At 39.2% G+C, this 24,254-nt stretch carries 23 protein-coding genes and 1 pseudogene; 17 read left to right on the plus strand and 7 right to left on the minus strand.

All coding sequences use genetic code 11. The features are described from left to right. Positions 1-7 precede the first annotated feature (7 nt). Positions 8-1,321: an anaerobic C4-dicarboxylate transporter gene (locus LC040_18945; GenBank protein WLR51212.1), complete on the minus strand. Its 1,314-nt coding sequence runs from the start codon at positions 1,319-1,321 to the stop codon at positions 8-10. Positions 1,322-1,799: 478 nt separating this feature from the next. On the opposite strand from LC040_18945, the gene treP reads away from it, so the two are divergent. The 6 genes from treP (at position 1,800) to LC040_18975 (ending at position 8,524) form a co-directional block, all read left to right on the plus strand. Next, positions 1,800-3,206 carry a PTS system trehalose-specific EIIBC component gene (gene treP, locus LC040_18950; GenBank protein WLR51213.1) on the plus strand — a complete coding sequence of 469 codons (1,407 nt, stop codon included), beginning with the start codon at positions 1,800-1,802 and terminating at the stop codon, positions 3,204-3,206. A gap of 92 nt (positions 3,207-3,298) precedes the next feature. Then, positions 3,299-4,984 (plus strand): alpha,alpha-phosphotrehalase, encoded by a 1,686-nt coding sequence (treC, locus tag LC040_18955; GenBank protein ID WLR51214.1) that lies wholly within the window; start codon positions 3,299-3,301, stop codon positions 4,982-4,984. Positions 4,985-5,001: 17 nt separating this feature from the next. Then, positions 5,002-5,724, plus strand: coding sequence for a trehalose operon repressor (treR, locus tag LC040_18960; GenBank protein WLR51215.1), 723 nt, complete (start codon positions 5,002-5,004; stop codon positions 5,722-5,724). A 219-nt stretch (positions 5,725-5,943) separates the two neighbouring features. After that, positions 5,944-6,135 carry a hypothetical protein gene (locus tag LC040_18965; protein ID WLR51216.1) on the plus strand — a complete coding sequence of 64 codons (192 nt, stop codon included), beginning with the start codon at positions 5,944-5,946 and terminating at the stop codon, positions 6,133-6,135. Further along, positions 6,128-6,613 (plus strand): hypothetical protein, encoded by a 486-nt coding sequence (locus LC040_18970; GenBank protein WLR51217.1) that lies wholly within the window; start codon positions 6,128-6,130, stop codon positions 6,611-6,613. Before LC040_18965 ends, LC040_18970 begins: the two co-directional genes overlap by 8 nt. Before the next feature lie 138 nt (positions 6,614-6,751). Further along, positions 6,752-8,524: a methyl-accepting chemotaxis protein gene (locus tag LC040_18975; protein WLR51218.1), complete on the plus strand. Its 1,773-nt coding sequence runs from the start codon at positions 6,752-6,754 to the stop codon at positions 8,522-8,524. A gap of 3 nt (positions 8,525-8,527) precedes the next feature. Here the strand turns inward: LC040_18975 and LC040_18980 are convergent, their stop codons facing one another. Further along, complete coding sequence (locus LC040_18980) at positions 8,528-8,800, minus strand: acylphosphatase (protein WLR51219.1); 273 nt, start codon at positions 8,798-8,800, stop codon at positions 8,528-8,530. Positions 8,801-8,924: 124 nt separating this feature from the next. Here LC040_18980 and LC040_18985 point away from each other — a divergent pair, with 124 nt between their 5' ends. Then, the gene (locus LC040_18985; GenBank protein ID WLR51220.1) at positions 8,925-10,022 is read left to right on the plus strand and encodes a L,D-transpeptidase family protein; all 1,098 of its coding nucleotides are present in this window, start codon (positions 8,925-8,927) and stop codon (positions 10,020-10,022) included. Positions 10,023-10,078: 56 nt separating this feature from the next. Beyond that, positions 10,079-11,089, plus strand: a complete 1,011-nt coding sequence (locus tag LC040_18990; GenBank protein ID WLR51221.1) for an SDR family NAD(P)-dependent oxidoreductase — start codon at positions 10,079-10,081, stop codon at positions 11,087-11,089. Between the two features lie 93 nt (positions 11,090-11,182). Here LC040_18990 and LC040_18995 read toward each other — a convergent pair whose 3' ends face one another. Both LC040_18995 and LC040_19000 read right to left on the minus strand, forming a co-directional pair. Next, positions 11,183-11,404 carry a DUF1128 domain-containing protein gene (locus tag LC040_18995; protein ID WLR51222.1) on the minus strand — a complete coding sequence of 74 codons (222 nt, stop codon included), beginning with the start codon at positions 11,402-11,404 and terminating at the stop codon, positions 11,183-11,185. A gap of 122 nt (positions 11,405-11,526) precedes the next feature. Then, positions 11,527-12,876 carry a sodium:alanine symporter family protein gene (locus LC040_19000; GenBank protein ID WLR51223.1) on the minus strand — a complete coding sequence of 450 codons (1,350 nt, stop codon included), beginning with the start codon at positions 12,874-12,876 and terminating at the stop codon, positions 11,527-11,529. A gap of 299 nt (positions 12,877-13,175) precedes the next feature. On the opposite strand from LC040_19000, the gene LC040_19005 reads away from it, so the two are divergent. The 8 genes and pseudogenes from LC040_19005 (at position 13,176) to LC040_19040 (ending at position 19,206) form a co-directional block, all read left to right on the plus strand. After that, a complete protein-coding gene (locus LC040_19005) occupies positions 13,176-14,270 on the plus strand; it encodes a transposase (protein ID WLR51224.1) in 1,095 nt (364 codons plus the stop codon). 178 nt (positions 14,271-14,448) lie between these two features. Next, positions 14,449-14,727 (plus strand): annotated as a pseudogene (locus LC040_19010) (secondary thiamine-phosphate synthase enzyme YjbQ). Positions 14,728-14,971: 244 nt separating this feature from the next. Beyond that, entirely contained in the window at positions 14,972-15,820 is an 849-nt protein-coding gene (locus LC040_19015; GenBank protein WLR51225.1) for a glutamine ABC transporter substrate-binding protein, read from the plus strand. Positions 15,821-15,949: 129 nt separating this feature from the next. Beyond that, on the plus strand, positions 15,950-16,606 hold the full coding sequence (locus tag LC040_19020) for an amino acid ABC transporter permease (GenBank protein WLR51226.1): 657 nt from the start codon (positions 15,950-15,952) through the stop codon (positions 16,604-16,606). Continuing rightward, positions 16,606-17,328, plus strand: a complete 723-nt coding sequence (locus LC040_19025) for an amino acid ABC transporter ATP-binding protein (GenBank protein WLR51227.1) — start codon at positions 16,606-16,608, stop codon at positions 17,326-17,328. Before LC040_19020 ends, LC040_19025 begins: the two co-directional genes overlap by 1 nt. A 173-nt stretch (positions 17,329-17,501) precedes the next feature. Then, complete coding sequence (locus LC040_19030; GenBank protein ID WLR51228.1) at positions 17,502-17,972, plus strand: low molecular weight protein-tyrosine-phosphatase; 471 nt, start codon at positions 17,502-17,504, stop codon at positions 17,970-17,972. A 31-nt stretch (positions 17,973-18,003) separates the two neighbouring features. After that, positions 18,004-18,369 (plus strand): hypothetical protein, encoded by a 366-nt coding sequence (locus tag LC040_19035; GenBank protein ID WLR51229.1) that lies wholly within the window; start codon positions 18,004-18,006, stop codon positions 18,367-18,369. Further along, positions 18,370-19,206 (plus strand): YihY/virulence factor BrkB family protein, encoded by an 837-nt coding sequence (locus LC040_19040; GenBank protein WLR51230.1) that lies wholly within the window; start codon positions 18,370-18,372, stop codon positions 19,204-19,206. Between the two features lie 241 nt (positions 19,207-19,447). On the opposite strand, the gene LC040_19045 is transcribed toward LC040_19040, so the two are convergent. Further along, a complete protein-coding gene (locus tag LC040_19045) occupies positions 19,448-21,376 on the minus strand; it encodes a heavy metal translocating P-type ATPase (protein ID WLR51231.1) in 1,929 nt (642 codons plus the stop codon). Positions 21,377-21,645: 269 nt separating this feature from the next. Here LC040_19045 and LC040_19050 point away from each other — a divergent pair, with 269 nt between their 5' ends. Continuing rightward, complete coding sequence (locus LC040_19050; GenBank protein WLR51232.1) at positions 21,646-22,554, plus strand: DMT family transporter; 909 nt, start codon at positions 21,646-21,648, stop codon at positions 22,552-22,554. Positions 22,555-22,640: 86 nt separating this feature from the next. Here LC040_19050 and LC040_19055 read toward each other — a convergent pair whose 3' ends face one another. Further along, the gene (locus LC040_19055; protein WLR51233.1) at positions 22,641-22,787 is read right to left on the minus strand and encodes a BH0509 family protein; all 147 of its coding nucleotides are present in this window, start codon (positions 22,785-22,787) and stop codon (positions 22,641-22,643) included. Between the two features lie 144 nt (positions 22,788-22,931). Then, on the minus strand, positions 22,932-24,116 hold the full coding sequence (locus LC040_19060; GenBank protein ID WLR51234.1) for an MFS transporter: 1,185 nt from the start codon (positions 24,114-24,116) through the stop codon (positions 22,932-22,934). Positions 24,117-24,254 lie beyond the last annotated feature (138 nt).

The following is a 24,254-nucleotide window of genomic DNA, read 5'->3' on the forward strand; positions in this document are numbered from 1 at the left end:
CAATCAATTAAAATAAAAAGCTAACAAGTAATAGGCCGATTGAAACAGCTCCAATTGTTGAAACAAGTCCTGGAATCATGAAGCTGTGGTTCAATACATACTTTCCAATTCGGGTCGTGCCTGTGCGGTCAAAGTTAATGGCAGCAACAACTGTCCCGTAGTTTGGAATAAAGAAATAACCGTTTACCGCAGGGAACATTGCGATTAGCATGGCTGGTGAAATACCTAGTGCAACACCTAACGGCATAAGTGCTCGAACGGTCGCTGCCTGACTATATAAAAGAATAGATAGAATAAATAATGCAAAGGCAAATAACCAAGGGGCTGCTGTGACCATATCTTTTATGGAGCCTTGAATATATTCCATATTTCCGCTGAAGAATGTATCCCCCATCCAAGCGATCCCGAAGATTGCGACAACTGCCGTCGCCCCAGCTTTAAATACACTTCCGCTGACCACTTCTTCGGCATTTGGTTTGCATAAAATAAGGATAAGGGCAGAAATAGTGAGCATGACAATTTCAATTGTATGCGGCATGCTTAGCGTAATAATTTCCCCTTCAACAGTCCATGAAGGGCGTAGTGATTGGATAGAGCCTAACAGTACAACTAGGAATGCCCCGAATAAAAAGAGAATAACAGAAAGCTTTGATGCTTTCGTTGCGATATATTCCTTTTTTTCCTTTTTGATAGGTTCAAGCCCTTCTTCAAGACGTTGTAAATAAATAGGATCATTTTCAAGCTCTTTCCCCATTTTACTAGAGATGAAAGCTCCGATCATGCATGCGATAAAGGTAGAAGGGATACAGATCATTAGAATGTCCAGTAAACCTATATCGAAGTCAGCTAATAATGCGACCATTGCAACAGTAGCGGCAGAGATTGGGCTAGCTGTAATGGCTTGTTGTGAGGCAATGACGGCGATTGACATTGGGCGTTCGGGTCTTACCTTTGACTCCCGGGCTACCTCAGCAATAACAGGTAAAACAGAGTAAGCAACATGCCCTGTACCTGCGCAGAAGGTAAATAAATATGTAATCATGGGTGCAACAAAGGTAATTCGTTTTGGATTTTTACGTAGTCCTTTTTCAGCTAAATGAACTAAATAATCCATTCCGCCCGCTGCTTGAAGAGAGCCGGCTGCTGTAATTACAGCTACAATCATAAGCATAACATCAATTGGTGGAGCTGTTGGTTGTAGTTGGAAAATAAAGACGAGGATCGCCATTCCGACCCCGCCCATAACCCCAAGGCCAACTCCTCCTAATCTTGCACCTATAAAAATACAAGCTAGTAAAATCAAGAATTGAACCCAAAACATGTAAAACACCTCCAGCTGAATGTGAAAATAACTTACTCTACCTCTTACCTAAATAGTTCCAAATAAAACCACGAAAATGTATTATAGTAAATTTTTTCTGAAAATAAATTATACTACTAATATTTTTATTTAAGAGAGAAAGAATGAATTACTGTAGAAATATATATAATTAATTTGGTTTTCAACTGATAAATTAATATATTGAAAAATATAACGGTAAAAGCAAATGATTTTTTGTTTGAGGATTTTTTGAAGACGGGTAATAAAATAAGGGGTACAAATTTCGACATTTTTACCTAGGCAAAACTATTGACCAACTTGTTTATACAAGTTAAAATAAATTCATAGCTTGTATATACAAGAAAATACATTCTGAGATGTAACCGTTTTAACAAAGGCAAAATAGAGGATCTAGCTTTTATTTCAAAAATTTTTTAGCTCTTATGAAAACGAATACATCTAAGCAGGAGGGAAAGTCATGAGTGTGAATAAGGAGTCTGTCCAACAAATTCTTGACGCCATTGGCGGAAAAGAAAATATCTCAGCAGCTACTCACTGTGTCACTCGTCTACGCTTTGCGCTTAAGGATGAAAGTAAGGTTGATAAAGAAAAGCTTGATAACATTGAAATGGTGAAAGGCGCTTTCTCCAGTAATGGTCAATTTCAAGTTATTATTGGTCAAGGCTTGGTAGACAAGGTATATAAAGAACTCGTCACGATGGCGGGAATTGAAGAAGCAACGAAGGAAGATGTGAAGGACCAAACTTCTCAGAAGATGAATCCTTTACAGCGTGCTGTGAAAACGTTAGCAGACATTTTTATCCCAATTCTGCCTGCCATTGTTACAGCCGGTTTGCTTATGGGTCTTAATAATATCTTGACTGGTACAGGTATTTTTTACGATGAGAAAGCACTAATTGATGTTTATACGCAATGGGCAGACCTAGCAAACATGATTAACCTAATTGCAAATACAGCATTCGTGTTCTTGCCTGGTTTGATTGGTTGGTCAGCGGTTAAGAGATTTGGTGGAAACCCATTATTAGGGATTGTTCTCGGCTTAATGCTTGTCCACCCAGATTTAACGAATGCGTGGAACTATGGGAATGCAAGTGCAAGTGGTGACTTGAAAGTATGGAACTTATTTGGATTAGAAGTTGAAAAGATTGGTTATCAAGGTCAAGTTCTTCCGGTATTAGTAGCATCTTATATTTTAGCTAAAATGGAAATTTATTTGAAAAAACTTATACCAGATGCATTTCAGCTACTGATAGTGGCACCTATCGCATTACTTGTCACAGGCTTCTTATCTTTCATTGCGATTGGTCCAGTGACATTTGCAATCGGTAATTTACTTACAGACGGCTTGATTAGTGTATTTGATACATTTGCAGCATTAGGTGGACTTATCTATGGTGGCTTCTATGCGCTGTTAGTTGTAACAGGTATGCACCATACATTCCTAGCTGTCGACTTACAATTAGTATCAAGCGCAGGTGGAACATTCTTATGGCCAATGCTTGCGCTATCTAATATCGCGCAAGGTTCTGCAGCTCTAGCAATGATGTTCCTGACAAAAGACGAGAAGCTTAAAGGTCTTTCATTAACATCTGCTATCTCTGCTTATCTCGGTATTACAGAACCTGCGATGTTTGGTGTGAATATTCGCTTTAAATATCCATTTATTGCAGCGATGATTTCTTCTGCAATTGCAGGGGTAATTGTATCAGTTAACGGTGTGAAAGCAGCATCAGTAGGTGTTGGTGGGGTACCGGGGATCTTCTCTATCTTCCCGCAATTCTGGGGAATCTTCTTGTTAGCGATGGCGATTGTTCTCGTATTACCATTCGCTTTAACATATGGCTATGCAAAATTGAAAAAGTAATAGAAGCATACAGCAACTAGCAACCAGTCATGGGGTTAGTTGCTGTCTTCGCTTCATTGTATAATTCTTAATTTTATCTAGGTGGTGACAGCATGACACAGCCATGGTGGAAAAAGTCAGTCGTGTATCAAATTTATCCAAAAAGTTTCAATGATACACAAGGAAATGGAACAGGTGATATTCAAGGGATTATTGAAAAATTAGATTATCTAAAGGAACTTGGTGTTGATGTTATTTGGCTAACACCGATTTATAAATCACCACAGCGTGATAATGGATATGATATTAGCGACTATTTTGACATCCATGAAGAGTACGGCACGATGGAAGATGTCGATAGGCTGTTAGATGAGGCTCATAAGCGTGGTATTAAGCTTATTATGGATATCGTTGTCAATCACACGTCAACTGAGCATGAATGGTTTAAAGAATCAAGAAAGTCGAAGGATAATCCTTATCGGGAGTTTTATATTTGGAAAGACCCAGTAGATGGGGATGTGCCAAATAATTGGCAGTCAAAGTTCGGAGGTTCAGCTTGGAAGTACGATGAGAACACAGGTCAATATTATTTACACTTGTTTGATGTCACGCAAGCTGATTTGAATTGGGAAAATGAAGAGGTCCGTCGAAAAGTCTATGACATGATGGACTTCTGGTTTAAGAAAGGGGTAGACGGTTTTCGTTTGGATGTGATTAACCTCATTTCGAAAGACCAAAGCTTCCCAAATGATGATGGAACTGTTGCTCCTGGTGACGGTAGAAAGTTCTATACAGATGGTCCGCGTGCCCACGAATTTATGCATGAAATGAACGAAGAAGTATTTTCAAAGTATAATTCGATGACAGTAGGAGAAATGTCTTCCACAACGGTTGAAGACTGTATAAAATACACGCATCCTGACCGTAAAGAGCTAGATATGACATTTAACTTTCATCATTTGAAAGTCGACTATCCGAATGGAGAAAAATGGACAGTTGCTGACTTTGACTTCCTTTCCTTGAAGCAGATTTTGTCAAAATGGCAAGTGGAAATGCATAAGGGCGGCGGCTGGAACGCATTATTCTGGTGTAACCATGACCAGCCTCGTGTTGTGACTCGTTACGGCGATGATACAATTTATCATAGAGAGTCTGCAAAGATGTTAGCAACGACTATCCACTTTATGCAAGGAACACCGTATATTTACCAAGGTGAAGAAATCGGCATGACAAATCCGAAGTTTGAAACAATTGATGATTACCGTGATGTTGAATCCTTAAACATTTATAATATCTTGCAAGAAGAAGGAAAGTCCAAAGAGGAGATTATTGAAATCTTAAAGCAGAAATCCCGAGATAATTCCCGTACTCCTGTACAGTGGGATGACAGTGCGAACGCTGGTTTTACACCTGGAACACCTTGGATTCCAGTTGCTTCGAATTATAAAGAGATTAACGTTCAGCAAGCGTTACAGGATACTGACTCTGTATTCTATCATTACAAAAAGCTTATTGATTTGCGTAAACATTTAGATATTATGACAGATGGCGATTACCAGCTGCTGCTTGAGGAGCATCCGCGGATCTTTGCTTATACACGTAATACAGAGAAGGAAACATTGCTTGTTATTAACAATTTTTATGGTGAGGAAACAACGTTTGAGTTACCTGAAAATGTAGATATGTCAAAGTATGACAGTCGATTGATTATAAGTAATTATGAAGATTCGTCAGAGGAATATCATCGAATTCTATTGCGCCCATATGAGTCGCTCGTATATCATCTAAAGAAGAAATAATAGAAACGGTGATCCTAATGAAAAATAAATATCTTGGCATTTATCAAGACCTTGCTGAAAAGATTGAACAAGGCACATATAAGCCAAATGAAAAATTACCTTCTGAGAATGAGCTTGTTGAAGAATATAATGTATCACGGGAAACGATTCGCAAGGCTCTTAACATTCTTGCTCAAAATGGTTATATTCAAAAAATTCGCGGTAAAGGCTCAGTTGTATTAGAAATAGGGAAGTTTGATTTTCCGATTACTGGTCTTGTCAGCTTTAAAGAAATTGCCAATAAAATTGGTAAGGAATCAAGTACCACGGTTCATGAACTTTCTATCGTGGAACCTGACCAATACCTTATGAATCAGCTTCAAGTGAAAGAGAGTGCAGAGATTTGGAAGGTTGTGCGCGTTCGAAAAATTGATAAAGAGCGTATTATTCTAGATAAAGACTATTTCAATAAGAAGTATGTCCCGACTCTAACGAAGCAAGTGTGTGAAGATTCGATTTATGAATACTTAGAAGGTACACTAGGTATTCAAATAAGTTTTGCAAAAAAAGAATTTTTTGTTGAAAAAGCAACAGAGGAAGATCGAGAGCTATTGGATTTAAAGGAATTCGATTCAGTTGTAGTAGTGAAAAATTATGTTTATCTAAATGATGCGAGTTTAATGGAATATACGGAATCAAGGCATCGTCCAGATAAGTTTCGGTTCGTCGATTTTGCAAGACGCCAACATGGGCTACAATAATGACCATAAAGAAGACTCCAGTGAACAATCTGGAGTCTTTTTGTATGAGAAAAAAGAAAAAGACAAAATATTTAATAATTATTTCAAATATTTCGCTTTTTTTCGAGAGGATATGAAAAAAATATATTGTATAATATAGGAAAACAGAAGGAGTTTTAGGGATGTTTTATGAGCATATACAACCTCAAAAGTTAAAAACATTTTTAATGAACCCAACTCATGAAACGTTGGAAAGTCTACTCCTATTTAACACTGGGGGAAACGGATTTTCTTGATTTCAAGATGAAATGGATTGATTTAACGAAGCTTGCAAAGCATACATTAGCAATAGCAAATTCTGGCGGAGGCTGTATCTTAATGGGGGGTAGGCCAGAAAGAAGATGGCACAGTTCTTCTCGATGGCATGAGTGATGAGGATTTCCTGGATAAAGCCGATGTCGATAATAAGCTCGAAAATTATTTGCCAAAGTATTTGAAATACCGTACTGAGGACTTTATTTTCAATGAATACGCAGCTGAACCTATCCGCAATAAAAAGTTCCAAGTATTAATTATTGAATATGATCCAAAGTATGTACCTTATACCTCGATTATTAGCAGAGGAGAGCTTCGTTATGGGGCTATTTATGTTCGTCAAGGCACAAAGACACTTGAAGCGACACATGAAAAGCTTGTTGAGATGATTTTAAGGAAGGTTCAATCTGGTGGTTCTTTCTCCACAGAATTAAGTCTTCAAGAACATTTGATGCAATTGAGGCATCTATACTACGAGAAAAATAGGCAATTTGATGAGGAATATGAGCAATTTATTGAGCAGGTGATTATCAAAAAACAAAAGCGTATCGAAGAGGTTTTAGACCTCCATTCCGCAGCGAGCGAAAGCGAATGAATGTTTTATTATTGTTAAGATATGTCTGGACAACTATTTTGAAGAAATTGGATTCGATATAATTATGGAAGTTAAATTGAAGTGAGCTTTGGCTTGGGGGAGCCTGCTTAACAAATAAAAAGATGGGGGTATGTCATTTTGTTATTTAGAAAGCTTCATTCTAAACCAACTTCATTAGTACCAATTCAGGAAAGTGATATACAAGCTACTGAAAGGTTAAATCAAAAGCTAAAATATTTGCAACTGACGAAAAAGGATTTACAAAATTTAAGAAAACTAGAGCCAATAATGGAACAATATGCCGAAGAGATTACAAATAGGCACTACGAAATGATTTTGCAGCTTCCAGAATTAAAGAAAATGGTTGATGATCATAGTACAGTTGATCGGTTATCAAAAACATTTGTCAACTACATGAAGTCAATCCCTAAAGTAGAAATCAATATCGAGTATATCCAAGAACGACGAAAAATCGGGCAAGTTCATTGCCGGATTAAAATGCCTCAAGAGTGGTTTATTGGCTCATTTATTCGTGTATACGAATATGTTCTTCCAGCGGTTGCTAGCCGTTTCGCTCGAAATCCCGCTGAACTTTCAGACGTCCTTCTAGCCCTCCATAAAATCTTGACACTTGATGCCCAAATTGCTTTAGCTGCTTATCAAGAAGCACATGATTTTCAAGTTGTTGAAAATGCAAGTAACATCATGGAAGTTATTATCGGAACAGAAAAAGTAAATGCCCTATTGGGGACAGTCGAAGCTGTTAGCTCAACGATTAGTGAGGTTGAAAGTGTTAGTGCTTCTACTGAGGAGTTAAATGCTTCTGTTGAGGAAATCGCCGGAAGCGCAGAAGGAATGCACCAGCGAACAGCTCATGTTATTGATGAAATTAGCTACGGAAAGTCAACAATTCAACAATCATTGGATGGCTTTCAGAAGGTCGCTGGTGAATTTACTCAGACGAAAAGTTATATCAATCATCTTATTGCAGAAGTTGATAACATTTCAACTGTTGTTGGGTTTATTAGAGAGATTGCTGAACAAACGAATTTGCTAGCTCTGAATGCTTCCATTGAAGCCGCGCGTGCGGGTGAGCAAGGAAAAGGGTTTGCTGTAGTAGCGGCTGAAGTAAGAAAATTAGCTGAGCAGACGACGAAATCAGTGAATCAAATTACATCGACGATTAAGCAGATGCAAAACGAGGCTGAGCAAGTTGAGACGATGACGGATGATACAATTCAACAATTGAACGCTCAAGTGGAGAAATCTCAAGAAGCAAGCAGAGCACTTGACCAAATTATTCACAAAGTTGATGAAATCGGATCTTCGACTGGAAATATTGCAGCGATTACAAAACAACAAGCAGCAGCCACAGATGGTATTACGGAAAGTATGAGTACACTGTTTGAGGATACAAAAGCAATTGGAAGGCGTTCTGTCGAAACAGGAGAAGCAGTATTTGAGATTAGCTTAGAATTTAACCAATTGCGTCAGGAAGCCGTTCAGTCAATTACCTTCCTTCGTAACAAAGAGTTAATTCGAATTGTACAAACTGAACATTTATTATGGAAATGGTGGCTATATAATAATATTCTTGGCTATCACACAATGGATGAAAAGGATTTAGTTGATGAGAATAATTGTCGTTTTGGTAAGTGGTATTCAGAGATGAAGAAGAACCCTCAGTTTGCACAGCTACCGTCTTTTAAAGCATTAGATGAACCACATCGCAAGGTCCATCGTTTGGCTGAACAAATTTTCGGTTTAACGAAACAAAATAAAAAAAGGGAAGCGAAAGAGCTCCTTGCTGAGTTAGAAGCCCTTTCCCAAGAAATGGTTGTTTGCCTTCAAACGCTAGCGAAAGATATCAGTAATACAGACTTGGAACTAATGGGGATGGAATTACGCTAGTCGTTAGTATTTTATTTTAAAAGACGAGTAGATTTTTAGTTCATATAATTCAGTGACATCCAGGGAGTCTACTTTTGAGAAGGGGCTTCCTTTTTCAATTTCAGAAAGAAATTCATCCATCTTATTAGCTGGGCCTTCGACATCAATTTCTACACTTTCATCACGTTTGTTCTTCACCCAGCCTTTCATGCTGTATTCAAGGGCTTTTTGTTGTACGTATGCTCGAAACCCAACACCTTGGACATTTCCGTGCACAATTATATGATAACGTTTCATGATCTGTTCGCCTCACTTTCAAAGCTCTCAATTTAACTCTGTGATCATTTTATTTCCTTTCCTTGTTTAGATTAAACTGCTCTCGACCATAATGGGTAAAAAAGGATGAGAGAGGGGAAGGAGAATGAGAGATAAGCAGGGCGTTCCAGGTCATTTTATTAAAGTTGGAAGAGGAGCATATCTATCAAAACATGATCCTCGCTTCTTAGAAAAATATATTCACTATTTCCCTGAAGATGGACAGAAGCTGTATGAGTATGCCAGCCTGCTTTCCTCACAAGGAAAACATAAGCAGGCACAACAGTACTACCGGCGCGCAGCATTGCATGGCTATTTTGGAGGTGTGTCAACCGCTGCTATTACGAAAACTGATCACGAAGAAGAGGAAAAGAAAGATTCCAAGCAAGCATGGGCGTCTGCTCTGTTATGGATAAATGTCCTTTTGCTTGTTATCTTACTGGTGTTTGTCGGGAATGTTCTGCTTACGGAATTAGCAGGCGGAAAACATTCTGTTCTTTCTCTAAAATCTATCGAAGCAGAGGAAACAATTGAAGAAGAACCTGCCGTAATAGGAGAAAAATATCCACTTGCTCTCATTGCAGTAAATCAAGCTATTCAATCATACGCTGACATGAAAGGCTACTACCCAAAGGATTTACAACATTTGAAAGGTTCGTATCCTGATAACTGGGTAAGTATCCTACCTGCCGATGTTTTTTATAATAGAAGAGAGAATGATTATGAGCTGACTTGGCGTGGTGAGGATGTTTCGCATCTTTTACCGTCGCTTCAGCTCACTTTTTATGAAGGCAATAATCAGCTCGTGTTGATGGCTGGAGAAGAAGTAGTTAGGGTCTACCCTGTCGCGTCCGGCCGTGAGCCGTTAACCTTTTCAAGTAGCGCAGTAACTGAACGGGTGGTGAACCCGAATGGCGGGACAGGCGTACTTGGAACCCGGGGGCTGGTACTTCATGATAATTATGCGATTCACGGGACTAATCAGCCTGAACTGATTGGTGAGCGTGTCAGCAAAGGCTGTTTACGTTTATTAAATGAAGACATTGAAGAGCTATATCCATATATTCCAATTGGAACGCCTTTGACTGTAGAGAAAGGGAAATTTATAGGGGAACCTTCCATGCTTAAAGGTCTTCCAGCATTTTCATCGCCTCTTTTAGCTCATGAGCAGACAAATTTAAAGTGGTTCAAATGGCGTCAGTAATATTTTTGCGATAAAATGTGTACGTTGCTATTTTCGTGATTAAAGGAGTATTATAGATGATTATTTTAATTACTGGCGTTGCAGGATTTATCGGTTTTCATACAGCTCAAAAATGTTTAGAACAAGGTTGGACAGTAGTAGGGATTGATAATATGAATGACTATTACAGTCCAACCTTAAAGAAGGATAGACTTGGTCAGCTTCAAAGTGAGAAGTTTGTTTTTTGTAAAGGGGATCTTGTTGATCAAAGCTTTGTACAAGATGTCTTTCAAAAGTATAAACCTGAGAAAGTTCTTCACCTTGCAGCACAGCCAGGGGTACGTTACAGCCTGGTAGAGCCTGAACCTTATGTTCAAAGCAATATTGTCGGTTTCTTTCATATAATTGAAGCGGCAAAACAAGCAGATGTAGATCATTTTATTTATGCATCTTCAAGCTCGGTGTACGGAGCAAATCGAAAGGTACCATTTTCTGAACATGATCATACTGAGCATCCTGTAAACCTCTATGCAGCAAGTAAGAAGGCGAATGAAATGATGGCACATAGCTATAGTCATTTATATGGGTTGCCGACGACTGGTCTGCGTTTTTTTACGGTATACGGGCCATGGGGACGTCCGGATATGGCGCCTTTTATTTTTACCGATGCCATTTTACAAGGGAAAACGTTGCAGGTGTATGGTCACGGGCAAGCGCTTCGTGATTTTACATATATTGACGATATTGTGGACGGGGTCTTCCGCGTGATGGAACGCAAGGCTAAACGGAATGAGGCGTGGAATGGATTAGAGCCTGATCCAGCAACATCTACTGCACCATACGAAATTTTTAATATAGGGAATAGTTCTCCTGTGAAAGTAATTGATTTTATTGAAGCATTAGAAGAAGCGTTAGGAATAGAAGCAAAAAAAGATTTTCAGCCGTTAGATAGAAGCGAAGTACAGGCGACACATGCAGATATGACGAGGTTTGCAGAAAGATTTCACTTTCAGCCACGTATATCGCTAAATGAAGGCGTGAAGAGATTTGTGGAATGGTATAAATGGTATGAAAAAAAGTCCCAATGACAGGGACTTTTTCTAACTGCTCCGAGGCAAAGAGCGCCTCTATGCTTGAAGACTCCAGCAATCGGACAGCCTAACCGCCTTTCTTCGCTTTTCTTATTTCCGTAAATTTGATAGTTCGTCGACGATGGCGTTCATTTCGTTTGTTGAGAAGTTATCTTTTCGTTCTACCATTTCGTAAATGTCTTTCAAGTCTTCGTACTTATCTTCATCAATATCTGATGCTTGAATTGCGCCTGCATTTACCATTCTTAATTTTGTTTTAATCTCATCAAGCATGAATGTAATGTTTTCTTCTGTTTTTTGTGTTAAATCCACTATTGTTCACCCTCTCGAACGAAGATGTATTTATCTTAACATGGGGGGAGGGACATTTAAAGGACAGTAATATTGGTAACAAGTAAAAAAGACAGGAGCTGGATGCTCCTGTCTTTGTAAAATTATGAACCGTATTGACGGCCTTGTTCGCGCTCTTCTTGCATTGCTTTCTTGAAACGTTTTGTTTCGGCTACAACGACACCGGATAAGCCGAGAAGACCGATTAAGTTCGGGAAGGCCATTAAACCATTCATAATGTCAGCGATTCCCCAAACAGCTTCAAGTGTTGAAATAGCACCTACGAATACAGCGAGTACGAAGACAGCACGATAAGCTTTAACTGCTGATTTGCCAAAGAGATATGAGAAGCATTTCTCACCATAATAAGACCAGCCGATGATTGTAGAGAAGGCAAAGAAAATAAGCCCAACTGCTACAATAACAGACCCCGTACTACCTAAGAATTTTTCAAATGTTGCCGAAGTTAAATCAGCGCCTTGTAAGTCACCATCTTTGTACAAACCACCCATAACCAATGTGATACCAGTGATTGAACAAACAACAATCGTATCAAGGAACACTTGTGTCATTGATACAAGTGCTTGGCGGCCAGGATAGTCTGTTTTTGCTGCCGCAGCAGCGATTGGAGCGGAACCAAGACCAGCTTCATTCGAGAACACTCCGCGCGCAACACCCCAGCGTACAACTGTACCGATTGCACCACCGGCAACTGCTTGACCTGAGAATGCGTCACTAAAGATTAAGCTGACTGCACCAGGTACTAAATCAAAGTTTGTAAAAATAACAATAAGACCACCAATAATGTAGAAAACTGCCATAACAGGAACGAAGAATGATGTCACTTTACCAATACTCTTAATACCACCAAGGATAACAAGTGCTGTAAAAGCAGTAAGAATAAGACCAGTTGCCCACCCTGGGATTGAAAAAGTTGACTCAACAACATCTGCTACAGAGTTTGATTGAACCATGTTTCCGATTCCAAAAGCAGCTATTGAACCAAATAATGCAAAAAGAACACCAAGCCACTTTTGTCCTAGACCACGCTCAAGATAATACATCGGTCCACCGGACATTTCTCCATTCTCATCTTGGACACGATATTTTACTGCTAAAATAGCTTCTGCATATTTTGTTGCCATTCCAACTAAAGCAGAAAGCCACATCCACAGAACAGCACCAGGTCCACCAAAGAAAACGGCTGTTGCAACACCAGCAATATTACCTGTACCGATTGTTGCAGCCAACGCTGTCATCAAAGACTCATAATGAGAAATATCGCCTTTGGATTTTTTATCTTGCTGTGGGCTGAACGCAAGCTTTAGTGCATATGGAAGAGTGCTGAATTGAAGGAATGATAATCGAAGTGTGAGATAAATACCAGTTCCTACGAGTAATACTAGTAGCGGCAGCCCCCATACCCAGCCGCTAATCGTGCTGATTAATTCCATAAATGACTCCCCTTTCATAATTTGTTATATTAAAATATTCTGAAAAAAAGTGAATAATGTCAAGTATAATTTATTTTGAAACTTTTGTATGATAAGCGAAAGAAGTGTTGTGCATTAACTTCTTGAAGAACCTTGTTAAGTAAATGAATGTTTGTATAAAATTACAGACCTTTGAGCGAGAAAGCCCGTTGCTTTAGCTGCGGGATGAATCGCTCAATTTTTTTAATAAAAAGTGATGAAATTATACAAACGTATGTTCTTTTTTGGTAAAATAAAGATAGACAGGAGGTGAGAAGAAAATGGAAACCATTTCACTCAGGTTAGAATTGATGAAACCAACTGAAAAGAAGAAAACCATGTACAAAAAGATGACGGAGATCAATACGTTTTTTGCGAACTGGCTGTTGGATTATGAAGCCTTAAAAACTGCTACGTCAAAGCATTTCAAGTTGTTTTCCCAGCAAAAATTCCCTGCTGCAATTGTGAACCAAACCATCCGGGAGGTAAAGTCCAAGAAAAAGAAGCAACATGCAAAGCTGTTTCGGTCTTTTTGGTGTGGGTTTAATAATCAAAACTGCAGGATTGAAAAGGAAAAAGGCCTATATAAAGTCTCGTTCCCAACGCTTGAAAAACGTGTAGGCGTTCCTGTTATTGTGCAAACGTACCAGAAGCATTGGCTCGACCGGTTGTTAAGCGGTGAAGTGAAACAAGGAGCTGCGGAATTGTATGAGAAAAAAGGACGCTGGTTTCTTTCGGTTTCCATTTCCTTCGAACCTCAAAAACCCCAAGTAGAATCTCTTCAAGCTCGCACAATGGGTGTGGATGCCGGGTTGAACTATCTTGCCGTGGCTTCCGTTGGCACAAAGTCGATGTTCTTCAAAGGAAATCAAATGGCTTTTATGCGCAGGCGATTTTCATCCAGAAGACGCGCGTTAGGAAAAAGCAAGAAGCTGTACGCGATCAAAAAGTCAAAAGGAAAAGAATCGCGTTGGATGAAAGATGTAAACCACAAACTGAGCCGTCAGGTCGTGAATTTCGCATTAGAGAACGGTGTTCATCTGATTCGAATGGAGGATTTGACAGGCATTCGGCATCGAGCAAAATCAAAGAAAGAAGCAGGGAGAAATTTGCATTCTTGGACCCATTATCAACTTCAGCAGTTTATCGAATACAAAGCGAAAATGGCAGGGGTTGAGGTTCAATACGTGAACCCTAAAGACACATCGAAAAGGTGTAAATGTGGGGATGTCCATAAAAATAACCGTCATGGTCGTATCTTCAAGTGCAAAAAATGCGGCTATGAAAGTCATGCGGATGTTAATGCGAGTATAAATATTTCGAAAGCAATTAGCGGCTTATCGAAGAAAAAGAAGAAAAAAACATCTGAAACCTAGTGTTGTGGTCACAGCAGCACCGCCTGTTAGGTACATATATCCAAAAGGGATATAGAACGAAGCAGGACGGGGTGATGACACACCCCCTAACTGAAGGCTTGTTCAAAGCAGAAATGAATTGCGAACGCTGAAGCACTTCAGAATCCCACTGCTTCAGCTGTGGGAGTGTCAATATGCTCATACAACTGCAGGCATCACGATAAATGAAAATGCAGATCCAGATGTGAAACATGATATGCTTATGCGTTTTGATGAAATTTATCCGTGGGAGCATCCGAAATATCGCCATGCAGAAGGGAATTCTGCTTCCCATCTAAAAGCAAGCACAGTCGGCAGTTCACAAACCGTTATCTTAAAAGATGGCAGAATGATACTAGGAACTTGGCAAGGGATTTATTTTTGCGAGTTTGATGGGCCGAGAACAAGAAACTTTTATATAAAAATATTAGAAGGATAACAGTAGGATGATTCATTTGTCCTGCTGTTTTTATTCTATGGATATAGGATAAAAATTATAAGTTAATAGCAATATTTTTAGATATTTGGACTATTTGCGCGTATTTTTATGCAATAAAGAGTTAAAGAGACTCAATATCTCTATTTCACGATAAATACTAAAATTATAGCTAAATTTCAAAATTCTAATATTCTGACATTTCTGGCATAATAATAATTAAGATTGAAAAGGGGGCTATAAAAAAATGAGAAACAAAAATTTTTTACTTGGACTAGTTCTTTTGTTTGCGGTCTTTTTGATGGCTGCATGTGGATCGACTAGTTCAAACGAAGGTGCAGAAGCGCCTGCTGAAGAAAATAATGAAGGACAAGCTGAAGAACAAGCATCAGAAGAAAGCAGTGGAGATGCATATACAGTTGCCACTGATACGAGCTTTGTACCATTTGAGTCGCTTAATACGGAAACTGGAGAAATGGAAGGTTTCGATATTGATTTAATTAAAGCACTTGCTGATGAAGCAGGGTATGAAGTAGATATTCAAGCAATGGAGTTTGATGGTGTTATTGCTGGGATGCAAGCAGCTCGCTTTGATATCGGTATTGCTGGGATCACAATCACAGAAGAGCGTGCGGAAACAATTGATTTCTCTGATCCATACTATGATGCAGGGTTGATGATTGCAGTACAAGAAAGTAACAACGAAATTAAATCAGAAGCTGACTTAGCTGGTAAGCGTGTTGCAACACGTGCTGGTACAACTTCTGAAAACTATTTGAAAGAAAATCATCCAGATGCTGAAATTGTTCCTTTCCCTGGAATTGTTGAAGCATACATGGAGTTAATCTCTGGACGTGTTGATGCAGTAATGTATGACATGCCGAACGTAAAGTACTATGCGAACACAGAAGCAAAAGGCAAACTTAAAACAGTTGGCGATCTATTACAAGGTGAACAATATGGAATCGCGTTCCCGAAAGGATCTGAGCTTGTAGAACCAACAAATGAAGCAATGAAAGTATTAATTGAAAATGGTACTTATGATGATATTTATGAAAAATGGTTCGGTGAGCGTCCTCACGGAACAGAAGGTTAATCATCACTTAATAGGTTCATTGATTGAGCGCAGCAAGGATAAGCTCTTGTTGCGCTTTCTTTCCGAAAAAATATTATTTGTATTACTGCTAACACATTCGTAGTAATAGACCTTGCAAGGAGAGATAAAATGGAAGCATTGTTGGATTCGCACTATATAAAAGTACTGCCGTTTCTTTGGAAAGGGCTAGGTTATACATTCTTCATTACAATTGCCGGTTTGCTTATCGGATTTGTACTCGGTGCAATTACAGGTATTGGGCGTTTGTCGCAAAGTAAATTTGTATACGGATTAGCATCAGTCTATGTAGAAGTTGTCCGTGGTACGCCGTTACTTGCACAAATTCTCTTTATTTACTTCGGTTTACCTGGTGTTATGGGTATTACAATTGATAAAGTTACCGCATCGATTATTGCGATTGCAATTAATGCTGGTGCGTATATTGCAGAAATTGTCCGTGGCGCTGTTTACTCAATTGACAAAGGGCAAATGGAGGCAGGTCGCTCCATCGGGTTAACAAAATCACAAACGATGCGTTATATTATTTGGCCTCAGGCATTTAAGCGTATGATTCCTCCACTTGGAAACCAATTCGTAATTAGTCTGAAAGACACCTCTTTATTCTCTGTTATTGCTGTTGGAGAAATGCTTTTCCAAGCACGGCAATATTACAATTCGAACTTTTCACCTTTCCAAGCACTAGCTATGGTTTGTTTGATGTATTTGATTATTACAATACCGACAGCACTGATTCTTCGCAGGGTGGAAAGGAGACTTGATGTATAATGATTAAGGTGAATGACTTACACAAATCTTTTGGAGATGTCAAAGTATTAAAAGGAATTTCGACTGAAATAGGTGAATCAGAGGTTGTCTGTGTAATCGGCCCTTCTGGTTCAGGTAAAAGTACATTCCTTCGTTGTTTGAATATGCTTGAAGAAATTACAGCTGGTGAAGTTGTTATTAATGGTGAATCACTTACTGATCCCAATGTAGATATTAATAAGCTTCGTGCCCATGTCGGCATGGTGTTCCAGCATTTTAACCTCTTTCCTCATATGACTGTTCTACAAAATATATCACTCGGTCCAATGAAAGTACTGGGTAAAAGTAAAAATGAAGCTGAGGATAAAGCGATGCAATTGCTTAAGAAGGTTGGACTAAGCGATAAAGCAAAGGTTTATCCAGATAGCCTTTCTGGGGGACAGAAGCAGCGTGTGGCAATTGCTCGCTCACTTGCAATGGACCCAACTGTTATGCTGTTTGATGAGCCGACATCTGCTTTGGATCCAGAGTTAGTCGGAGATGTACTTGAAGTAATGAAAGACCTCGCCAAAGAAGGGATGACGATGGTCGTTGTAACCCATGAAATGGGCTTTGCGAAGGAAGTAGGAAAGCGTGTTCTATTTATGGATGAAGGGATTGTGATGGAGGATGGACCTCCTGAGCAAATTTTCGACAACCCACAAAATCCACGTACGCAATCATTCTTAAGTAAAGTTTTATAATTGAAGCAATGAAAAAGTTTGGCTGTTATTGGCCAAGCTTTTTTCGTGGGATAATATAGCTCTGAGATAAAGTTTCTTCTTTATTTTGAATTGTTTATAATAATAGACAGATAGCAAAGGGTTAGCATGATTTGTACATAATTGGGTATATACATATTAAAGGAGTGGCATGGATGGTTCGTGTTTTATTTGTTTGTTTAGGAAATATTTGTCGTTCGCCTATGGCTGAGGCTGTTTTTCGCCATAAAGTGAATGAAGCAGGGCTTGGGGAAAAGATTGAAGTTGATTCTGCAGGTACAGGCGATTGGCATGTTGGGAATCCACCGCATGAAGGGACACAGCAAATTCTCACAAAAGAGAAAATTAGCTTTAAAGGAATGACAGCAAGGCAAGTGCAGTCACTGGACTTTGAAGACTTTGATTATATAATCGCAATGGATGAGCAGAATATTCAAGATTTACATCAGATCAAAAGAGGCAATCCAACAAGCTTTGTTGATCGTTTACTTTCCTTCGTTTCTAATCATGAAGAGGAAGATGTCCCAGATCCATATTTTACAGGGAACTTTGAGCATGTCTTTCAGCTTGTAGAAGAAGGGTGCGAGCAATTGTTACAGTTCATTCGGGAACGAGAACAATTATAAAATAAAAAAAGAATATGAGGAGGCCGTTCAGATGGAGGAGAAACGTAATAAAATGTGGCAGGGCGTGTTTATTGGAGCAATTGTAGGTGCTGCGGTGACAATGTTCGATCGCGATACGAGAGAAAATACGATGAACTGCTTTAAGAAGAATTGTTCATCAACCTGGGATGTGCTGAAGAACCCGGCAGAGACAGCAGAAAAGGTGTCTCAAGGGGCATCAAAGTTTCAGCAACGTGCAAAGGTTGTTGCAGATGACACTGTGTTTATCTTACAAAAGCTAAGGGAAATTGTAGAAACAGCTCCAGAAGTAGTCGATGCGGCGAAAAAGACGAAGACACATGTGAAACAGCTTCAAGAAGACGTAAAGAAAGAGGTAACTGAAGAACGGGGTGAATAGATGGTACAATCGCGCCGATTATCGCCAAAAACTTTTATGAAAGAATTGGTCTACCGCTTTCAACATGATGAAGTGGCAGGCTTGGCAGCACAATTGGCATATTTTTTTCTTCTTTCGTTATTTCCATTTCTCATTTTCTTAGTTACGCTCTTTGGTTATCTGCCTTTACAAGCCGAAGATTTTCTTAATGTGATAAGGCAGTATGCCCCGGGCGAAACGATGGAATTAATTGAGTCTACGCTTGGAAATGTATTAGATGATCAACGGACTGGGTTATTATCTTTCGGTATTATCGCAACGATTTGGTCTGCTTCTAATGGTATTAATGCGATTATGAGGGCCTTTAATCGTGCGTATGATATTGATGAAGAACGTTCATTCATTATTACTCGTATGATTGCCATTGTTTTAACCCTTGCGATGATCTTTGTCATTATTGTTTCGTTATTACTACCAGTTTTCGGGAAGGCAATTGGTTTATTTGTCTTTTCGCATTTCGGTTTATCAACGACTTTCCTGACGATATGGAATGCGTTGCGGTTTATTTTAAGTTTTGTGATTATGGTCGTTGTGTTTGCTGCTCTATACTATATTGCGCCAAGTCGTAAGCTCAGTATCACTGAAGTATGGTTTGGGGCACTGTTTGCCACGATCGGATGGCAGCTTGTTTCACTTGGTTTTTCTTATTATGTGGATAGCTTCGGTAATTACTCGGCGACATATGGAAGTCTCGGGGGTATCATCGTGTTAATGATCTGGTTCTACCTGTCAGCTATTATCATTATTCTTGGCGGTGAAATCAATGCTATCTTACGGTTTCTCAAAACTGCTAATTGAGAAAGATAAGAATCTGAATAGCAAACTTTCCTCTGCATAAGCTAAGTGCGAGCGGGGGCTTGCACAGGCAAACAACAGGGAGGAAATACAATGAGTAACAATAAACGCAACCATAATAACAAAAACAATAACAAACAAACGAGTGACAGCAAGCATAAAACAAGCAGCAGTGCGAATAAGAAAAATAACTTTCACTAAAAAAAAGCTTTCTGCCCAAAAATTGGGTAGAAAGCTTTTTTCATCAGCGTAACAAGCGTAAACCATTTAAGATGACTAAGATTGTACTTCCTTCATGGCCAATCACACCATAAGGTAAGTCAATTAATTGTAAGAAGTTTGAGGCAATTAACAGCATAATCACCGTGATTGAAAATACAATATTTTGTTTTACAATGCGATTCATTTTTCTAGAAAGTCGAATTGTTTCTGCAATTTTGGATAAATCATTTTTCATTAGAATGATATCTGCTGTTTCCAGGGCGACGTCTGTGCCTTCACCCATTGCGATTCCAACAGTGGCTGTGGCGAGAGCAGGGGCATCATTTATACCATCTCCAACCATTCCAACGTTGTCATAGGCAATCTGGATTTGTTTCAAATGATGAACTTTTTCTTCTGGCAAACATTCTGCAACATAGCGTACGACACCTGTTTCTTCTGCAATAGCATGAGCGGTTTTTTCGTTGTCGCCTGTCAGCATAATGGTTTCCACACCAAGTGCATTTAGTTGAGCAAGAGCTTCCTTTGTTTCTTGGCGTACTGTATCTTTTAAAGCGATAATGCCGGCAATGCCGTGCTCATCTTTTGCATAGACTACTGTTTTCCCTTGAGCAGCTAGCTGAAGACTGATGCCTTCTTGGAATGCACCAGCAGCTTGGGTTCCGACGAAATCTCGTTTTCCAATCTTCCAATCCTTTTGCTCGAATGTTCCTTTGATTCCCCAGCCTGAGACGTCTTCTACATTTTCTGGCTTCGTAATGTTAACTTGCTCACTTTTTGCATAGTTGACAATTGACTGAGCAAGCGGATGATTCGAGTGACTTTCAATGGAAGCGACAGCACGTAGGAAGGACTGCCGTTCTAAGTCTTTTCGAAAATGAATATCTGTTACTTCTGGTTTTCCGCGAGTAAGCGTACCTGTTTTATCAAATGCGATGGCTTGAAGGTGGGCCAAACGCTCTAAGTGAACACCGCCTTTAAAAAGAATCCCGTGACGGGCACCATTTGAAATAGCTGATAATGTCGCAGGCATAATCGATGCGACGAGAGCACAAGGAGAAGCAACTACAAGTAAAATCATTGCCCGATAAAATGTTTCATTCCAGCTCCATCCAAACAAGAAGTGTGGAAGAAACAGCATAAGGCCAACAACGATAAGAACGATTTTGACATAGCGCCCTTCAAAACGTTCGATGAACTGCTGTGAAGGTGACTTCTCACTCTGTGCAGATTGCACGAGCGTAATAATTTTCTGGAACAGTGTTTCGTTTGATGGTTTTGTCACTTCTACTGTAATTGCACCGTTAATATTGACAGTTCCGGCGAATACTTCAGCATCTCTCTCTTTCGTCACAGGGATTGACTCACCTGTGATGGCTGCTTCATTAATTGTACTTGTACCGCTGACAATTTTGCCGTCTGCTGGAACAAGTTCTCCTGGCTTAATTAAAATTTGGTCATGAACTGCTAACTGTGAGACATGAACAACTTCTTCTTGACCATTTCGAATTCGTACAGCTTCTTCTGGTTGCATCTCCATTAGAGAAGAGATTTCACGTTGACTTTTGTTCATTGTATACGTTTCTAACGCGCCGCTTAAAGAGAAGATAAAAATCAATATCGCCCCTTCAAGCCAGTGGCCAATGATTGCAGAACCAATTGCGGCAAAAATCATTAGCATCTCTACATTCAATTCTCGCTCTTCAATTGTTGCTTCTATTCCTTCTTTTGCTTTGGCAAAGCCGCCAATTATAAAGGACGAGACGAAAATGACCGCTGATAACAACTGCATATCTGTTTTCGATAAGAGCCAACCTGTTAAGATTAAGATTCCACTAAGAATTGCTGCGATAAGTTCCCCATGTTCTTTTAATTTTTCCCAAGCTGCAGGTGGGGTTTCATTCTCAGACAGTTGAGAACGTTCCTTTAATGCTTGACTTTGTGCACCCATTTCTTTTCCTCCTGATTGTTAATTGATAATTGTAATCAACATCAATACCCTTATAAAACGACGAAAGCTGCCAAAGGTATGGCAGCAAATTATAATCATTATTATTTAATTTTAATAGTTATTATTATATATTCATCTTATCACAAGATGTGTAAGAATAGAATAAAGTTTTCTTGAACTTTTCTAATTATAGCTCAAGCTGTTTTATTTTTGAAATTTGAAAGGATGGCGTATAGTTGGGATTGTGTGAGGGAGAGGAGGAAATAGTTTTGGACGCGAAGCGGTTTTTCACACATCCATTGGGCATAATTGTTGCAGCAGGCGGTGCGACATTTTTATGGGGAAGCGCATTTCCGTTTGTCAAACTTAGCTATCAAATGTTAACGATTGAATCAGCTGAGACTGGAGAACAAATCTTGTTTGCTGGTTATCGGTTCTTTCTTGCTTCATTACTTATGCTCTTATTCTTATTACTTTCAAAGCGAAAAGTTGCTTTAGAACGTGACACAATTGCGCCTTTACTTAAAATCGGTTTGTTTCAAACGTTCTTTCAATACATATTCTTTTATATTGGTTTAAGTTTTAGTACAGGTATTCAAGGCTCCATTATTGCAGGGACGACTTCTTTCTTTCAAATTCTATTTGCCCATTTCATGTATCAAGATGATGCAATAAATCGACGGAAAGTCATTGGGTTAATGATCGGGTTTACAGGAGTGGTACTTGTAAACTTAACTCGTGGTTCGTTGGAGCTTCAATTTGGAATCGGTGAAATGTTATTAATGTGTGCAATGATTGTGGCGGCCTTTGGGAACATTCTCGCGCGAAATGCTTCGATGAACATGAATGTTGTCTATATGACAGCATTTCAGATGTTGTTTGGTTCGCTCGGCTTGCTGGCTGCCGGAATGACAGCAGTCGGCCCATTGCCATTTCAATTTGATTTTGTGAGTAGCTTGACGTTAATTTATCTTGCCGTTCTTTCTGCTGGCGGCTTCTTGTTGTGGAACAACGTAATGAAATATAACCAAGTTGGAAAGGTATCCATGTACTTATTCTTAATACCTGTATTTGGTGTGTTTCTTTCAGCTGTCCTATTAAAGGAAACGTTGCACATCTTCGTCTTACTTGGGTTAGTGTGTGTTGCAACAGGTATTGTAATTGTTAATCGAAAATAAAAAAATTCCCGCCATACGCTGGCGGGACCATATACATACTAACGAGGGTGGATTTAAAAATAGGACAGAAAATGTTAAGTTAACAACTATTCAGCGATTTCTTCACAATGGAAGTATGTCTGGTTGTAAATGTGTTCAATTTCATCATCAGTCATATAAATTAGGTTGTCGTGTTCCATTTCTCTCATTTTGTTAATAAAATCAATCATGTTTCGGCGTTCTTGACGGCTCATTTTATCGTTCCCCTTTCAATCTGTTTTATTACAGTATCGATTTGTTATTTGTATTATATAACAGGGGTAAAACAAAAATCAACCATAAAATTAAGAAAATTATAAAAAATAATAAAATGAGAAAAAGGCCCAGAAAGGAAGGGCCTAAGAGAAGTTTGATTGTATATTCATTTCTGATTTTGAGCTTTTCGAAAAGACAGTCGTAAGCCAGAGCCCAAGAAGCATTACAGCAATAATATAAAAGAAGCTTACCCCTTCAAACCATTCAATAGCAAGCCCTCCAATGAATGGACCTATAATACTTCCGAGACTAAAGAAGATGCCGCATAGAATATTACCTGCAGGAAGAAGGTTGTTTGGCAATAGGTCTGTCATATAGCTAACCCCAAGTGAAAAGATTGAACCGACAAGCATACCTGCTGTTATAAAACAGATGAATAAGCCTACAATTGAACTTTCTAAGAAGCTCGCTAAGCCAAAAGTCAGCATGCCGCCAAATAAAATTACATTTACTACTTTCTGTCGTCCGTATTGATCACTTAGTGTGCCAAGTGGTATTTGCAAAATAAGACTTCCAGCTGCAAAAGCAGGGAGCAACAGTGACAAGTGTTCGACTTGAATGCCAATTCGAAGGGCATAGACAGGGAAGTTTCCATGTAGTGTTGCTTCAAGGAATCCGTAGCCAAATGGCAGGAGAAAAGCGACCCAAGCAATCTTCCATGCTTCGAAAAAACGTTTAAACGATCCGAAGAACGACGTGTGTTCGTCATCTTGTTCAGGAAATTCATTGCGTAAGCTCCAAAGCGAAAACCAAACGATTAAGCTCATTCCGCCAGATAAGATGAACGGCAAAGCTTCGTTAATTGTTACAAGGTTAGTCATCAAAGGACCAACGGCAAATCCGAGACTAAAGAACAATCCATAAACTGCGATGTTTCTGCCACGTTTATGAATGGGAGAGAAGGCTGTAATCCATGTTTGGGTACCAAAATGAAGCATATGGTCGCCAATTCCAATTATTAATCTTAAGACAAACCAAAACCATATCGCGTCCCAAAGCGGGAAGAGAAATAATGAAGCAATGACAAGCATGCCTCCACTAAGGATCATTGGTTTAAAGCCAAAGCGTCGTAATGGTTTTTCCATGAATGGTGATGCGATTAATACGCCGATATATAAGCTTGTAGCGTGCAAGCCGTTTACAGAAGAAGAAATGCCATTCTGCTCAAAGATGACCGCAATGAGCGGAAGGAGCATTCCTTGTGAGAAGCCGGATAAAGCAACTGTGCATACTAAGAACCAAAAGCGTAGGTTAAATGTTTTTTGCATAGGTATCCCTCTGTTTCAGCGAGTCTGTGTATCCTTTCTAGATGTTACTAGGGATTTCAAATTGATACAAGCTGTATGTTTTGCACATTTCTGTTTAAGCCGATAGAATTTGTAGTAAGTACATATGCTAAAGAAAAA

This window comes from Bacillus tianshenii (genome assembly GCA_020524525.2).
GTDB lineage: Bacteria > Bacillota > Bacilli > Bacillales > Bacillaceae_N > Bacillus_AV.

Excerpts from the sequence above, each read along its gene's own strand:
- treR (WLR51215.1), top strand. The coding sequence starts at position 5,002 with ATGAAAAATAAATATCTTGGCATTTATCAAGACCTTGCTGAAAAGATT.
- LC040_18985 (WLR51220.1), top strand. The coding sequence starts at position 8,925 with ATGAGAGATAAGCAGGGCGTTCCAGGTCATTTTATTAAAGTTGGAAGA.
- treP (WLR51213.1), top strand. The coding sequence starts at position 1,800 with ATGAGTGTGAATAAGGAGTCTGTCCAACAAATTCTTGACGCCATTGGC.
- LC040_19035 (WLR51229.1), top strand. The coding sequence starts at position 18,004 with ATGGAGGAGAAACGTAATAAAATGTGGCAGGGCGTGTTTATTGGAGCA.
- LC040_19005 (WLR51224.1), top strand. The coding sequence starts at position 13,176 with ATGGAAACCATTTCACTCAGGTTAGAATTGATGAAACCAACTGAAAAG.
- LC040_19060 (WLR51234.1), bottom strand. The coding sequence starts at position 24,116 with ATGCAAAAAACATTTAACCTACGCTTTTGGTTCTTAGTATGCACAGTT.
- LC040_18990 (WLR51221.1), top strand. The coding sequence starts at position 10,079 with ATGATTATTTTAATTACTGGCGTTGCAGGATTTATCGGTTTTCATACA.
- LC040_18965 (WLR51216.1), top strand. The coding sequence starts at position 5,944 with ATGAAACGTTGGAAAGTCTACTCCTATTTAACACTGGGGGAAACGGAT.
- treC (WLR51214.1), top strand. The coding sequence starts at position 3,299 with ATGACACAGCCATGGTGGAAAAAGTCAGTCGTGTATCAAATTTATCCA.
- LC040_19025 (WLR51227.1), top strand. The coding sequence starts at position 16,606 with ATGATTAAGGTGAATGACTTACACAAATCTTTTGGAGATGTCAAAGTA.
- LC040_19040 (WLR51230.1), top strand. The coding sequence starts at position 18,370 with ATGGTACAATCGCGCCGATTATCGCCAAAAACTTTTATGAAAGAATTG.
- LC040_18945 (WLR51212.1), bottom strand. The coding sequence starts at position 1,321 with ATGTTTTGGGTTCAATTCTTGATTTTACTAGCTTGTATTTTTATAGGT.
- LC040_19055 (WLR51233.1), bottom strand. The coding sequence starts at position 22,787 with ATGAGCCGTCAAGAACGCCGAAACATGATTGATTTTATTAACAAAATG.
- LC040_19015 (WLR51225.1), top strand. The coding sequence starts at position 14,972 with ATGAGAAACAAAAATTTTTTACTTGGACTAGTTCTTTTGTTTGCGGTC.
- LC040_18970 (WLR51217.1), top strand. The coding sequence starts at position 6,128 with ATGAGTGATGAGGATTTCCTGGATAAAGCCGATGTCGATAATAAGCTC.
- LC040_19030 (WLR51228.1), top strand. The coding sequence starts at position 17,502 with ATGGTTCGTGTTTTATTTGTTTGTTTAGGAAATATTTGTCGTTCGCCT.
- LC040_19045 (WLR51231.1), bottom strand. The coding sequence starts at position 21,376 with ATGGGTGCACAAAGTCAAGCATTAAAGGAACGTTCTCAACTGTCTGAG.
- LC040_19000 (WLR51223.1), bottom strand. The coding sequence starts at position 12,876 with ATGGAATTAATCAGCACGATTAGCGGCTGGGTATGGGGGCTGCCGCTA.
- LC040_18980 (WLR51219.1), bottom strand. The coding sequence starts at position 8,800 with ATGAAACGTTATCATATAATTGTGCACGGAAATGTCCAAGGTGTTGGG.
- LC040_19020 (WLR51226.1), top strand. The coding sequence starts at position 15,950 with ATGGAAGCATTGTTGGATTCGCACTATATAAAAGTACTGCCGTTTCTT.